General features: G+C 72.0%; 14 protein-coding genes and 1 riboswitch. Of the genes, 4 read left to right on the top strand and 10 right to left on the bottom strand.

All coding sequences use genetic code 11. From position 1 onward, the window contains the following. Nucleotides 1-16 precede the first annotated feature (16 nt). Both BU204_RS41960 and BU204_RS18245 read left to right on the top strand, forming a co-directional pair. Nucleotides 17-151: a hypothetical protein gene (locus BU204_RS41960; protein ID WP_269844651.1), complete on the top strand. Its 135-nt coding sequence runs from the start codon at nt 17-19 to the stop codon at nt 149-151. Beyond that, entirely contained in the window at nt 148-327 is a 180-nt protein-coding gene (locus BU204_RS18245) for a hypothetical protein (RefSeq protein ID WP_075126893.1), read from the top strand. Before BU204_RS41960 ends, BU204_RS18245 begins: the two co-directional genes overlap by 4 nt. 15 nt (nt 328-342) lie before the next feature. Here BU204_RS18245 and BU204_RS18240 read toward each other — a convergent pair whose 3' ends face one another. The 5 genes from BU204_RS18240 to BU204_RS18220 all read right to left on the bottom strand — a co-directional run bounded on the left by BU204_RS18240 (nt 343) and on the right by BU204_RS18220 (nt 5800). Beyond that, on the bottom strand, nt 343-1410 hold the full coding sequence (locus BU204_RS18240) for an ABC transporter ATP-binding protein (RefSeq protein WP_075126892.1): 1068 nt from the start codon (nt 1408-1410) through the stop codon (nt 343-345). Next, nucleotides 1410-2231, bottom strand: coding sequence for a carbohydrate ABC transporter permease (locus BU204_RS18235; RefSeq protein WP_075126891.1), 822 nt, complete (start codon nt 2229-2231; stop codon nt 1410-1412). Before BU204_RS18235 ends, BU204_RS18240 begins: the two co-directional genes overlap by 1 nt. After that, nucleotides 2228-3103: a carbohydrate ABC transporter permease gene (locus tag BU204_RS18230; protein ID WP_075126890.1), complete on the bottom strand. Its 876-nt coding sequence runs from the start codon at nt 3101-3103 to the stop codon at nt 2228-2230. The genes BU204_RS18235 and BU204_RS18230 overlap by 4 nt, the downstream gene beginning before the upstream one ends. Next, nucleotides 3096-4493 (bottom strand): extracellular solute-binding protein, encoded by a 1398-nt coding sequence (locus BU204_RS18225; protein ID WP_198942910.1) that lies wholly within the window; start codon nt 4491-4493, stop codon nt 3096-3098. Before BU204_RS18225 ends, BU204_RS18230 begins: the two co-directional genes overlap by 8 nt. Before the next feature lie 95 nt (nt 4494-4588). Then, complete coding sequence (locus BU204_RS18220; RefSeq protein WP_075126889.1) at nt 4589-5800, bottom strand: CehA/McbA family metallohydrolase; 1212 nt, start codon at nt 5798-5800, stop codon at nt 4589-4591. A 122-nt stretch (nt 5801-5922) separates the two neighbouring features. On the opposite strand from BU204_RS18220, the gene BU204_RS18215 reads away from it, so the two are divergent. After that, nucleotides 5923-6882 (top strand): AsnC family protein, encoded by a 960-nt coding sequence (locus BU204_RS18215; RefSeq protein WP_075126970.1) that lies wholly within the window; start codon nt 5923-5925, stop codon nt 6880-6882. On the opposite strand, the gene BU204_RS18210 is transcribed toward BU204_RS18215, so the two are convergent. From BU204_RS18210 to BU204_RS18195, 4 genes are all read right to left on the bottom strand, one after another. After that, a complete protein-coding gene (locus BU204_RS18210) occupies nt 6879-7139 on the bottom strand; it encodes a hypothetical protein (protein WP_075126888.1) in 261 nt (86 codons plus the stop codon). The two genes, BU204_RS18215 and BU204_RS18210, sit on opposite strands and share 4 nt — an antisense overlap. Nucleotides 7140-7206: 67 nt before the next feature. After that, nucleotides 7207-8133, bottom strand: coding sequence for an RluA family pseudouridine synthase (locus BU204_RS18205; RefSeq protein ID WP_143229575.1), 927 nt, complete (start codon nt 8131-8133; stop codon nt 7207-7209). Further along, entirely contained in the window at nt 8130-8789 is a 660-nt protein-coding gene (lspA, locus tag BU204_RS18200; protein WP_075126887.1) for a signal peptidase II, read from the bottom strand. The genes BU204_RS18205 and lspA overlap by 4 nt, the downstream gene beginning before the upstream one ends. Nucleotides 8790-8824: 35 nt before the next feature. Then, on the bottom strand, nt 8825-10153 hold the full coding sequence (locus tag BU204_RS18195; RefSeq protein ID WP_075126886.1) for an aminotransferase class V-fold PLP-dependent enzyme: 1329 nt from the start codon (nt 10151-10153) through the stop codon (nt 8825-8827). Between the two features lie 34 nt (nt 10154-10187). Continuing rightward, a riboswitch (SAM riboswitch) is annotated at nt 10188-10303 on the bottom strand. Nucleotides 10304-10354: 51 nt separating this feature from the next. Here BU204_RS18195 and sthA point away from each other — a divergent pair. Then, the gene (sthA, locus tag BU204_RS18190) at nt 10355-11767 is read left to right on the top strand and encodes a Si-specific NAD(P)(+) transhydrogenase (protein ID WP_408608015.1); all 1413 of its coding nucleotides are present in this window, start codon (nt 10355-10357) and stop codon (nt 11765-11767) included. Nucleotides 11768-11782: 15 nt separating this feature from the next. Here the strand turns inward: sthA and BU204_RS18185 are convergent, their stop codons facing one another. Then, a complete protein-coding gene (locus BU204_RS18185; RefSeq protein ID WP_075126885.1) occupies nt 11783-13270 on the bottom strand; it encodes a potassium/proton antiporter in 1488 nt (495 codons plus the stop codon). Nucleotides 13271-13275 lie beyond the last annotated feature (5 nt).

Raw genomic sequence — 13275 nt, 5'->3', positions numbered from 1 at the left:
GGGAACCGGGTCCGTCGTGTCCAGAGGAAAGTGGCGTTGGACCGCCGTCATCACGCTCGCGGCGCTGTTCGTGTCGGGCATGGTCATTGGCTTTCGCATCAACGAGCAGGCTCCGTGGTTCGGCAGGCGAGTCGAGGAGGACGGGAATTGAGGCTGCGCCCGCGCACGGCACCGTGGGTCATCCTGTGGCTGACCCTCTCGATCACGTTCTTGGTTCTCGCCCTGTTCTCCACCGGCGTCCTACGGTTCCTGCTCCTGGTCACCGCGCAGGTGTTGGCCCTCGTCGCTGTCTTTCCGGACAAGGACAACCGGCGCGGTTTCGGCTGAGCGATCGCGCCGCGCCTACGAGCCGAGGAGGACGCCGGTCTCGCCGTCGTAGAGGAGGAGGCGGCCGGGTTCGGGGGCGGCGGTGAGCGTCGTCCCGACGGCGGGTTCGTCCTGCTCTGGCACGGTCAGGCCGACCAGCGCCCCGTCCGGGCACTCGAGGGTGACCAGGGAGGTCACGCCAAGGTTCTCGACGATGGACACGGTGCCGGTGATCCCCTCTCCGCCGCCGTCGACCCGCAGGTACTCGGGGCGGATGCCCACCGTGACCGCGGTGTCGTCGGTCAGCTGGACGCCGGGTGGGAGTGGGAGCCGGGTGCCGGCCACCTCCAGGTGCCCCTCCCGGACGATGGCGCTCAGCAGGTTCATCGGCGTCGAGCCGATGAAGTTGGCGACGAACGTGTCCCTCGGCCGTTGGAACACCTCTTTGGGGCTGCCGACCTGCCGGATGCGGCCCTCGGACATCACGGCTATGCGGTCGGCCAGCGCCAGGGCTTCGGCCTGGTCGTGGGTGACGAACACCGTCGTCATGCCCAGCTCGCGTTGGAGGCGCTTGAGGAAGGTACGTGCTTCCAGGCGTAGGCGGGCGTCGAGGTTGGACAGGGGTTCGTCCAGGAGCAGCACCTCGGCCTCCATGGCGATCGCCCTGGCGAGGGCGACCCGTTGCTGCTGGCCGCCGGACAGCTGCGCTGGGCGGCGTTCCAGCAGCGTCCCCAGGCCCAGGCCGCCGGACGTGCGCACCGCGGCCTCCTGCCTGGCCTGCTTGGTGGCCCGGCGCACCCGCAGGGGGTAGGCGATGTTCTCCGCCACCGTCATGTGCGGGAACAGCGCGTAGTCCTGGAACACCATCGCCACCTGGCGACGCCCCGCCTCGAGCCGGGTCACGTCGGCGCCGTCGATGAGCACTGTCCCGGAGGAGGACTGCTCCAGGCCGGCGATCGTCCGCAGCAGCGTCGTCTTGCCGCAGCCGGAGGGGCCCAACAGCGCGAAGAACTCGCCGTCGGTGATCGACAGGTCGAGGTCGTCCACGGCGCGCACACCGTTCGGGTACACCGTGGACAGCCCGGTCAGCTCGATGCCCGCCATCAGGCCTTGATCCCTCCGTGGAAGCGGAACCCGTACCGCTTGCTGACGAACAAGTACAGCGCCACCACCGGAACCGCGTACAGCAGTGAGAACACCGGGATCACCGTGAGGTTCGCGCTCCCGCCCTCGTCCTTGAGCGTGCGCAGCAGCACCGCCGCCGGCTGCTGCGACACGTCCCGCAGCAGCAGGAACGGCAACAGGAAGTTCCCCCACGCCTGGACGAACGCCCAGACCAGGATGGTCGCGATCCCCGGCCGCGCCACCGGCAGCACCACATGCAGCAGCACCTGGGTCGGCGACGCGCCGAACACCCTTGCCGACTCCTCATAGGACCGCGGCACCGAGTCGACGAAGTCCTTGAGGATGAAGATCGCCGCCGGCAGCATTCCCCCGGCGATCACGAGCCCGGTCGCGTACTGGGAGTTGATCAGTCCCAGCTGGAACATCATCACGAAGATCGGCACCATCGCCGCCGTCCCGGTGACCACACTGGACAGCAGCAGCAACACGTACAGCAGCGCGTCCCGGCCCGGGATGCGCACCCGGGACAGCGCGTAGGCGGCCAGCGTGGCGAGCACCGTCGTCACCGCCGTCGCGACGACGCACAGCACGATCGAGTTGACCAACGAGCCCAGCGCGTAGGGATGGTTGAACGTCGTCTCCCAGTTGGCCAGCGTCCAGTCCGGCCAGCGCAGGCCGATCCCGGGGTCGCTGTCGAACGGCGCGGAGGCCAGCCACAGCATCGGCACCGCGAAGAACGCCAGCACCACCGCCATGAACGCCACGTAGCCGGTGCGGCGCAGCATCTGCCGGGTCGTCATGACCGCCTCCGCAGCAGGAGCAGGTACAGCGCGGCGACCACCAGGTTGACCAGCAGCAACAGTACCGAGATCGCCGCGGCGTAGCCGAGCCGGCCGCTCGCGATCGCCTGCTGGTAGATGAAGATCGGCAGGGTCTCCGACTCGTGGTTGGGGCCGCCAGCGGTCAGCAGGAACGGGGTGAAGTCGTTGGCCGTCCACAGCGAGATCAGCAGCGTGTTGGTCAGCACGTGCCCCCGGATGTGCGGGAACACCACGTCACGCACGGTCTGCCAGCCGCTCGCGCCGACCGTGCGGGCGGTCTCCAGCTGGGAGGGCGGCACCGCGGCCAGTGCCGAGCCGTAGAGCATCATCGAGAACGCCGTGCCCCGCCAGGTGTTGAAGATGACCAGCGACGCCATCGGGTACTCGACCAGCCACGCGGTCCCCGGCGAGCCGAGCAGGGCGCCGAGCGTGCCACCGTCCCGGTCCAGCACCGCGATCCACAGGTAGGCGACCACGACGCTGGGCAGGATCCAGGAGAGCAGCACCAGGCCCTCGACCACGCGCCGCAGCGCCGGCCGGGCGCCCCGCAGCAGCCAGGCGAGCGCGAAGCCGAGCAGGTTCTGCCCGATCACGGCCGAGCCGAGGACGAACACGACGGTCAGCCACAACGCGTTGGTGAACAGCGCGTCGTCCAGCGCCTCGACGAAGTTGTCCAGCCCGACCACGCTGGGTGCGACCGAGGAGGGACCGGTGAGCGCGTAGTCGGTGATGCCGATGTAGATCGTCCACAGCGCCGGGAAGACCAGGAACACCCCGATCAGCAGCAGCGCGGGCGAGACGAACGCGACTGCTCGCCCGACGCCGAGGCCGGCGGTGTCCCGGCTAGCCACCGCTGACCTGGTCCTCCCCCACCGCCTTCACCAGCGCCTCCTGGTACCCCGCCGTGGCCTCCGCCGCGCTGCTGCCCGCGACGATGTCGGCCGTCGCCTGCTGCAGCGCGGTCGAGACCTTCGGGTAGTCGGCGAGCCCCGGCCGGAACCGGGTCAGCGGCAGGACCTCCTCGGCGATGAAGCTCAGCATCGGGTCGCCGGCGAGCACCTCGGCGTTGACGTCCTCGCGCTGGGTGATCTGCGCGGTGTCGCCGAGCCTGGCCTTCGTGGCCTCCGCCGAGTTCATGAACTCCAGCAGCTCCCACGCCTGCTGGGGGAACTCGGTCTTCGGGTTGATCACCCGGATCGAACCGCCGGACATGCTGACGAAGTCCTGACCGTCCACACCGGAGCCAGAAGTCATGGCGGGGATCTTCGCCCAGCCGACCGCGGTGTCCCGGTCGGCCATCTTCGCCACGCCGGTCGTCGGGTCGACCACCGAGCGCCAGAAGTAGTCGCTCTCCAGCAGCATGCCGACCTTGTTCTGGGCGAACAGCTCGAAGGACCGGTCCCGCCCCTTGGCCTCCTGCTGCAGGACCGGGTCGCCAAGACCGCCGCGGTAGACCTGCTCGTAGACGTCGAGCACCGCGCGCACGTCCTCGGTGCCGCCCTGCCACTTTCCGTCGGCCCAGATCTCCGAGCCGGTGCCGGCGAGCAGCGGCAGCACGCCCTGCATGGTCGTCGCCTCCGACATGGCAGTGCCGGCGTTGAGCTGCAACGGGATCACGCCGGGCAGCGCCTTGAGCTTCCGCGCGGCGGAGATGATCTCCTCCCAGGAGGTGGGCTGCCAGTCGGCGGGCAGCCCGGCCTGGGCGAACAGCTTCTTGTTGAAGAAGATCACCCGGCCGTCGGTGCCGAGCGGGACCCCGTAACGCCTGCCCTCGAACTCGCCGAGGGCCTCCACCGCGTCGGGGATCTGCTCCCAGCCGTCCCAGCCGTCGACCTCCTCGCCGACCACGTCCTCGAGCGGGCGTACCTGGCCGCCCTGGGCGAACTCGCCGAGCCAGATGCCGTCGATCTCGACGATGTCCCCGCCGATGTCGGTGCCGAAGTCCAGGGCGACCTTGGCCTTGTAGTCCGCGTCGTCGACGCCCACCCCGTCGTGCCTGATCGTGACGTTGACGCCCTTGTCCTTCTGCCGCTTGGTGAACTCCGGAATCACCCAGTCGTTGACCCACTTCGCGCCGAGCTCGTTCTTGCCGCCCTCGACCGAGTTCGAGGTGATCGTGAGCGTGACGTCCTTCGCGTCGGCGTTGCGGCCGGAGTCGGCCTCCTCCTGCTGCCCGAGACAGCCCGACAGCACCAACGCGCCGGCAACCGCGGCTGCCAGGGCGACCTTGCCTCGCATCATCGCGCACCTCTCCTCGTCGAGCGGGCGACGGTGGACTTCCACCAACCGGGGACCGAATGTGGGAATCTTGTAACACCGACGGCCCGCTGACAAGGTCAGCTTCGCCCGGCCAGCGCCAGCACGCTCCCGTCATGGCTACAGAGGACCTGGCCACCGCCCCGCACAGTGTCCGAATCGGACATCACGGCGGCGCGGTAGCCGGGTCCGAGGACCAGCGCGCCGGAAGCGCCCAGCGCGAGCAGCTCGTCACCCAGCGGAAGCAGCACGGGTGCCTCCCGGTCCCGGGAGACCGCAGTCCGCCCGGCCGCCAGTCCGTCGAGCACGGCGGGCACCAGCTCGTCCGGGGTCCGCGCGGCCGCGTCCACCGCGACCCACGTCGTGGGCACGCCCAGAGCGGTGGAGCCGTCGGGGCGGTGCCAGTCGCTGCCGCCGACGGGTGTGGTGTCCGCTCCCCAGGCCTGCCACCAGGCCACCGGGCCGCCCCAGGTCGGCGCGAGCCAGCTGGAGTGCCAGACCTCGGCCAGCGGCGGGCGGTGCGGCAGCGGATGCCGCCAGGCGCAGTCGGCCGCCAGCGGGTGGTTGACCGACAGCAGACCGCCGCGCGCCTGCACAGTGCTCACCCAGGCCGGCGCCGGCTCGCGGAAGTCGACCCAGCCGATGTCGCCGAACGCGTTCGCGTGCCCCAGGTCGGTCGTCACCTCCTGACCGGGGACCAGCGCGACACCGTAGTGCCGGCCGACCTCGGCCAGGTGGGCGTGGTGACTCGTGGTGTTGTGGTCGGTCACCGCCAGCGCGTCGAGACCGGCCGAGACCGCCCGGGCGGCCAGCTCCGCGATCGTGAGCTCGCCGTCGGAGTGGAGCGTGTGCGCGTGCAGGTCGGCCGCCACCCACCGCAGCCCGGGCAGCGCGGGCAGCACCCGGCGCGGCGGCCGGTCGGGCACCGGGGGCCACGGCCGCTCCGGCTCGACCTCGCCGCCGGGGCGGACCGTCACCGTCACCTCGACGCCCTGCGCCGGCACCCGGTGCAGGCCGAGGACCACCTGCCAGGTCCCTGGCTCGAGCTCACCGGGCAGGTAGCCCGGGGTTGCACCGGTCGGGGTGATCACGAAACGGCTGCGCGCACCGCCGGACCAGCCGCGCCAGCCGGCCGCCCCCGCACAGCCCAGGTCGATCACCGCGTCCGGGCGCGCCACCTCGAGCTCGACGGTGATCCCGGGGCCGGCGGGCGGCACCTCGAACGGCAGACCGGGCCAGGGGTCCGCTGCCCGGTCCTCGCGCGTCCAGCGGCCGCGGTGAACGATCTGCACGGCCCGATCCTGCCAGCCGAGCCGCCACGGGCGCGGCTGTCGCCGCGTTGCTCGGGGAACCGGGTAGCGTTCGGACCGTGACGGATCCGGTAGACGCCCGGCTGCTCGGCGTGGTCGCCGAGATGGGGAGAGCAGCGGTGCACGAGGTCGCCGCCCGGCTGGGGATGGACCCGCGGGAGGTCGCCTCGCGCCTCGTCGCGCTGTCCGCGACCGGCCTGCCCCTGCTCGTGGGCGTGGAGTGCGACCCGGCCAGGCTGCGTGCGGCGCTGGCGCCCGTCCAGCCCGTCCCCTACGGCTACCCGCACCCGCCCTACCAGGCCGCCCCGTCCGGGCCGGTGCCCGCGCAGTACGGCTACGCCACGCCACTGCCCCCGCCCGGGTCGGTACCGCCCGGCCCGCACTCGGTGCCCTCCGGACCCCACTCGGTCCCGTCCGGGCCGTACCCGGTGCCGCCGGGGAACTTCGCACCGCGCACCGGGCCGCCGAGCGCGCCGTTCCCGAGCCAGAGCGGGCCGCCCAGCTCACCGGTCCCCCTGCCGCAGGCCGACGCGCCGATGAGCACGTGGGGACCGCCGCAGACCTCGACCTGGGCGCGCGGCGACCAACCGCCGCAGGAGATGACGCAGCCAACCGTGCGCACCGAGCGACCGGGCGCGGGCGTGCGGCAGGGCAAGGTCGGCACCGTGCTGCAGACCGAAGGGCTCGAGGGCGAGAAGCTCGCGATCCAGCTGGTCGAGGTGGTGGACCCGGCGGACTACCTGTTCACCGCGGCCGGCTACCGGCTGCAGGAGGGTGAGCGGTCGGTGGTGGTGCACACGGAGCTGACCAACCGCGGCCAGGTCGCGTTCCAGTCGCTGCCCGACCTGTACCTCGTGCTGGTCACGCCCGACGGGACGACGATCTCCAAGGCGCCGGTCTCGTTGTCCTCGCGGCCCCCGCACCGCATCGGCGTCCCGCCCGGTGAGACCGCCGGCGGGCACACGGTCTACGTCGTGCCGGAGAACATCGAGGTCACCCAGGTGCGCTGGAGCCCGCGCCCGGACGAGGAGTCCCGCGCGCTGACCTGGACGGTCGACAACTAGGGCGCGTCCCGCCGCAGGACCCTGGCCAGCCAGGACCGCCGCTCGGGCCGCGGTCGCTGGTCCGGCCCCGCAGCCGGGATCGGCGCGGTCGGTGGGTCGGGGTAGGCCGGCGGGTCGGCAGAGGTCACCGGCTCCGGCGCCGGCTCACCCCCGATGACCGCCGGGGGGACCCCGTCGACCAGGAAGCGGTCGACCCGTGGGTCCTCCACGCGGTCGTTCTCCTCGCCCCAGGCGTTCCTGCCGTCCAGCTCAGTCATGGCACCACCTCGTACCCGGCCACAGTGCGCACAACCTACGCCGACGACGCGGCGGAACGGGAGGTGTTCAGCTCTCCTCGGCGAGTCGGTCCAGTGCGGCACGTAGGTCGTCCGGGTACTCGCTGACGAACTCGACCCGCCGGCCGTCCGCCGGGTGGTCGAAGGCGAGGCGTCGGGCATGCAGCCACTGCCGGGTCAGGCCGAGACGCTTGGCGAGCACGGGGTCCGCGCCGTAGGTGAGGTCGCCGACGCACGGGTGGCGCAGCGCCGCGAAGTGGACGCGGATCTGGTGGGTGCGCCCGGTCTCCAGCCTGATGTCGACCAGCGACGCCGCGCGGAACGCCTCCAGCACCTCGTAGTGGGTCACGCTGGGCCGCCCGCTGGCGACCACCGCGAACTTGTAGTCGTGCTTGGGGTGCCGGTCGATCGGGGCGTCGATCGTGCCGGAGGTTGGGTCGGGGTGGCCCTGGACGAGGGCGTGGTAGCCCTTGTCGACCGTCCGCTCCTTGAACGCCCGCTTCAGCACGGTGTACGCGTGCTCGCTCTTGGCCACGGCCATCACGCCGGTCGTGCCCACGTCCAGCCGGTGCACCACGCCCTGGCGCTCGGCGGCGCCCGAGGTGGAGACCCGGATACCGGCGGCGGCGAGCCCGCCGACGACGGTGGGACCGGTCCAGCCCGGGCTGGGGTGCGCGGCGACGCCCACCGGCTTGTCCACGACGATCAGGTCGTCGTCCTCGTGGAGGATGCTCATGCCGGCGACGGCGACCGCCTCGACCTCGACCGGCCGGTCCGGGTCGGGCAGGGTGACCTCGAGCCACGCCCCGGCCACGAGCCGGTCGGACTTACCGGCCGGCCGGCCGTCCAGGCTGACGTCCCCGGATTCGGCGATCGCGGCCACGGCGGTCCGGGACAGGCCGAGGAGCTTGGCGAGCCCGGCGTCCACCCGCATCCCGTCCAGGCCGTCGGGCACCGGCAGCGTGCGTGAGGTCACGCCCGCTCCCTCGTCTCCCTCGTCGAACTGCCGTCGTAGTCCCGGCCCAGCAGGGCCATGAGCACGATCAGCGCCCCGCCGCAGACGATCGAGGAGTCGGCGACGTTGAACACCGGGAAGGCGTCGCCGTTGGGGGCGAACACCGAGACGAAGTCGACGACGTGGCCGCGCAGCGGACCCGGCTCACGGAAGAACCGGTCGACGAGGTTGCCCAGCGCGCCGGCCAGCACGAGCGCGAGCCCGACCGCCCAGCCGACCGAGCGCAGCTTCGGCATGATCCAGATGATCGCGACCACCACACCGATGGCGACCAGCGTGAGCAGCCAGGTCATCCCGGTCGCCATGCCGAACGCGGCGCCCGGATTGCGCACGATCTGCAGGTAGACGAACCCACCCAGCACCCGCACCGGCGGTTCGCCGTCCAGTGTCGCGACCGCCACGACCTTGGTGACCACGTCAGCGACCAGCACGATCGGGGCGACGAGCGCGAACAGCCAGGCCCGACGCGGCGGCAACGGCTCCGTCGGGGCCTTCGGGTCCTCTGCCTCGCCCTCGGGCTCCGCGCCGGAAGCCTCGGCCCGGGTCTCGACCTCCGTGTCGGCTCCGGTGTCGGCTCCGGTGTCGGCCGGCGTGTCGGTGCTGCGCTCGTCACTCACCCGACCATTGTCCACGGCCGGCGAACCGACGTGCCCTAGGCGTCCCCGCCGAGGAACGGCGGCAGTGGGCGGGGGTCCGGAGTCGGCGTCCAACGACCGTCCACCAGCTCGTAGGTCCACCGAGGACCGTCGGCTACCAGCGTGTGCAGCGCGGCGACCAGGCGGTCGACGTGCTCCTCCGTGGTACCCAGGCCGATGCTGGCGCGCAGGGCACGGGTGCCGGCCGCCCCCGCCGTGGCCAGCAGGCGCCGGGTCGCCACGTGCGCGCAGAAGGCGCCGTCGCGCACGCCGATGCCGTGCTCGGCCGAGAGCGCCGCGGCCAGCAGGCCGGGGTCCTGGCCGTCGACGGCGAAGCTGACGACAGCGACCCGGTCGGCCGAGCGTTCGGCCCCGAACAGGCTGAGCTGGCGGACCCCGGGGACGCCGGCGAGGCCCGCGCGCAGCCGGGCCAGCAGCGCCCGCTCGTGGGCGATGATCGCGTCCCAACCCCAGTCGGCGATCGTCGCGCAGGCCACGGCCAGGGCATGGGCGCCGACCACGTTCGGGGTACCGGCCTCGTGCCGCTCCACGCCGACCGCCCAGGTGACGCTCAGGTCGTCATGGACCTGGCTGGTCGCCCCGCCGCCGGCCAGGTACGGGGCCGCCGCGCGGAGCCAGTCGGCGCGACCGACCAGGGCACCCACCCCGAAGGGCGCGTAGAGCTTGTGGCCGGACAGCACGACGTAGTCGACGTCGAGCGCGCGGATGTCGACCGGCCGGTGCGGCGCGAGCTGGGCGGCGTCCAGCACCACCCGCGCACCGTGGCCACGGGCCACCGAGACAACCTCCGAGACCGGCCACAGCTCACCGGTCACGTTGGACGCGCCGGTCACCACGACCAGCCGGGGACCGGTCGGACAGCTCCGCAGGGCCGCGTCCAGGGCGGCCACCGTCGAGATGCGGCGCACGAGCCGACCCCGCCAGGGCAGCAGCGCCGCGTGGTGGTCGGTGTCGAACACCACCACCGACGTGCCCTTCGGCAAGGCCCTGGCCAGCAGGTTCAGCGCGTCGGTGGTGTTGCGGGTGAACACCACCGCGTCGGTGCGGCGGGCGCCGACGAACTCCCGGACCACGGTGCGGGCGTGCTCGTAGACCCGGGTGGACACCTGGGAGGCGAGGCCGGCGCCGCGGTGCACGCTGGCGTACCAGGGCAGCAGCTCGTCGACGGCGTCGCGCACCGCCCGCAGGCACGGGGCGCTGGCGGCGTGGTCGAGGTTCGCGTAGGGCACCGACCGGCCGTCGACCAGCGGCACGGCCAGCCCGGCGCCGAGGACGGGTGGCACGGCGTCGGACACGGCACGGGCATGGGGTATGGCGAGCGTCATCTCGGGTTCTCCCGGGTCGGGGACCCCGTCCGGGGGCCCGCGCTTGCCCGCCCGCACCTCGCGGAGGGCCAGGTCCTCACCCGGGGCACCCCACCGCGGTAGGAGGGTTGCCGGTCAGCGAGCCGGGGCTTGGCGCTGACACTCATGACCTTCGGGGTGAAGAGTAGCCGATTCCACTCAGAACTTGCCAGACTGGCCGACATGACCGACATGAGCGACTTCGACGTGCTGGTTCTCGGTTCGGGCCCGGGCGGCCAGCGTGCGGCGATCGCGGCCGCCAAGCTCGGGGCGAGAGTCGGCCTGGTCGAGCGCCGCACGATGATGGGCGGCGTCTGCATCAACACCGGCACCATCCCCTCCAAGACCCTGCGCGAGGCCGTCCTTTACCTGACCGGGATGAGCCAGCGCGAGCTGTACGGCCAGAGCTACCGCGTCAAGGACGAGATCACGATCGGCGACCTCACCGCCAGGACGAGCCACGTCGTCGGCCGCGAGGTGGATGTCATCCGCGCCCAGCTCACCCGCAACGGCATCACCGTGCTCCCGGGGATGGGCAAGTTCATCGACCGCCACACGCTGCAGATCTCCGACGGGACCGGGCACGCCCGCTCGGTCACCGCCGACAAGGTCGTGATCGCCACCGGCACCTCCCCCGCCCGTCCGCCCACAGTGGATTTCGACGACCAGACCATCATCGACTCGGACGGCATCCTCGGGCTGGAGCGCATCCCGCGCTCGATGGTCGTCGTCGGCGCCGGGGTGATCGGCATCGAGTACGCGTCGATGTTCGCCGGACTGGGAACCAAGGTCACGGTGATCGAGCAGCGGATGCGGATGCTCGAGTTCTGCGACACCGAGGTCGTCGAGGCGCTCAAGTACCACCTGCGCGACCTCGCGGTGACCTTCCGGTTCGGCGAGACGGTGACCGCGGTCGAGCGCTACGCCAAGGGCACGGTCACCATCCTCGAGAGCGGGAAGAAGATCCCCGCCGAGACCGTGCTGTACTCCGCGGGCCGGCAGGGCATGACCGACCACCTCGACCTGCCGGCGGCCGGGCTCAGCGCGGACAAGCGCGGCCGGATCACCGTCGACGACACCTTCCGCACCGAGGTCGACAACATCTACGCGGTCGGTGACGTGATCGGCTTCCCGGCCCTCGCCGCGACCTCGATGGAGCAGGGCAGGCTCGCCGCGCACCACGCCTGCGGTGAGCCCGCGCACCCGATGCACGAGCTCCAGCCGATCGGGATCTACACGATCCCCGAGATCAGCTACATCGGACGCACCGAGGACGAGCTGACCGAGGAGCGGATCCCGTTCGAGGTCGGCGTGTCCCGCTACCGCGAGCTGGCCCGGGGCCAGATCATCGGCGACTCCTACGGCGTGCTGAAGCTGCTCGTCTCGCCGGACACCAGGTCCCTGCTCGGCGTTCACGTGTTCGGCACCGGCGCGACCGAGCTCGTCCACATCGGACAGGCCGTGATGGGCCTTGGCGGGACGGTGGACTACCTCGTGGACACGGTGTTCAACTACCCGACGCTCGCGGAGTCCTACAAGGTCGCGGCGCTCGACGCGACGAACAAGATCCGCCAGGTCAACCAGCTGACCGACTGATCCGACCGCCCGGGGTCACTCCTCCCGGCCGGTCTCGCCCCGCCAACGCGCCAGCCGGCCCGCCCGGTCCACGGCGCGGATGCGGTGCTCGGTCTCGGCCCGGACCTGCTCGGTGGCCACCACCAGGAGCTGGTCCTGCTCCTGCAACCGGGTCGTCGGCGAGGGGGTGTGCCCGACGCCCTCGCGCACCAGCAGGCTGACCGTCGCGCCCTTCGGCAGCCTCAGCTCGGTCAGGTACACGCCGTGCATCTTCGATCCCGAGGGGATGCGGACCTGGAGCAGGACCGCACCCATCTCGTCGAGCGGCGCGGCGTCCACGTCGACCTCGTGCGACCGCGCCCCGTGGCCAAGCCCGAGCAGCCGGGCGAGCAGCTGTAACGTGCTGCCCTGGACCAGGGTCAACACGATGACCAGCACGAACACCGCGTCGACCAGGTCACGCGCGCCCGGCAGGCCCTCGGTTATCGGGATCATGGCGAGCACGATCGGCACGGCGCCGCGCAGCCCGGCCCAGGACAGGAACAGCTGGTCGCGCCAGCGCATGCGGAAAGGCGTCAGCGACACGGCCACCGAGAGCGGGCGGGCGAGCAGGGTGACCACCGCACCGGCGACCAGTCCCGGCACCACGGCCTCGAGCAGTCGGTCCGGCGACATGAACAACCCGAGCAGGACGAACAGGCCGATCTGGGAGAGCATGCCCAGCCCCTCGGCGAAGGAGCGGGTGTCGGCGCGGTGCGGGAGCCGCGAGTTGCCGAGCACCAGCGCGGACACGTACGCGGCAAGCAGGCCGGACGCGTGCAGCGCGGAACCGCCGGAGTAGGCCAGAACCGACACCGAGACCGTCGCAAGTGGATAGAGACCGGTGGCGGGAAGGGCAGCCCGGCGCAGTGCCTCCGCCCCGAGCCAACCGAGACCGAAACCCAGCAGCGCGCCCGCCAGGAGCTCGTAGAGCATCATGAACGGCACGTCCCAGGTGAGCGTGCCGCCCGAGGCGAGCAGGACCACCGCGATGTAGGCGGGGGCGTCGTTCATGCCGGACTCGAGCTCGAGCGCGCCGACCAGCCGCCGGCTCACCGAGACGTTGCGCAGCACGCTGAACACCGCCGCCGCGTCGGTCGGTGCGAGCACCGCGCCCCAGAGCAGGGCCAGGCGCATGTCCAGGCCGAGCAGCCAGTGCAGTGCGGCGCCGGTCACCACGACGCTGACCCCGACGGCCACAGTGGACAGCACGATCCCCGGCCACAGCGAGGCCTTCACCTGTGTCCAGCGTGTCGTGAGCCCGCCCTCGGTGAGGATGAGCACCAGCGCGGCAAGCCCGAGCGACTCGGTGAGCGCGGCGTTCTCGAACTCGACGCCGATGCCGGCCTCGCCGAGGACGACCCCGATCCCGAGGTAGAACAGCAGTGACGGGAAGCCGAGCCGGACCGAGACCCGCACCGCGACCACGGCGACCAGCAGGACGGCCGCTACCGCCCCGAGCACCACGGAGAGCTCGGGGGACACACGCA

It is taken from the genome of Actinophytocola xanthii (assembly GCF_001921205.1).
Lineage (GTDB): Bacteria > Actinomycetota > Actinomycetes > Mycobacteriales > Pseudonocardiaceae > Actinophytocola > Actinophytocola xanthii.
This window is presented reverse-complemented; position numbering and strand designations above follow the sequence as displayed.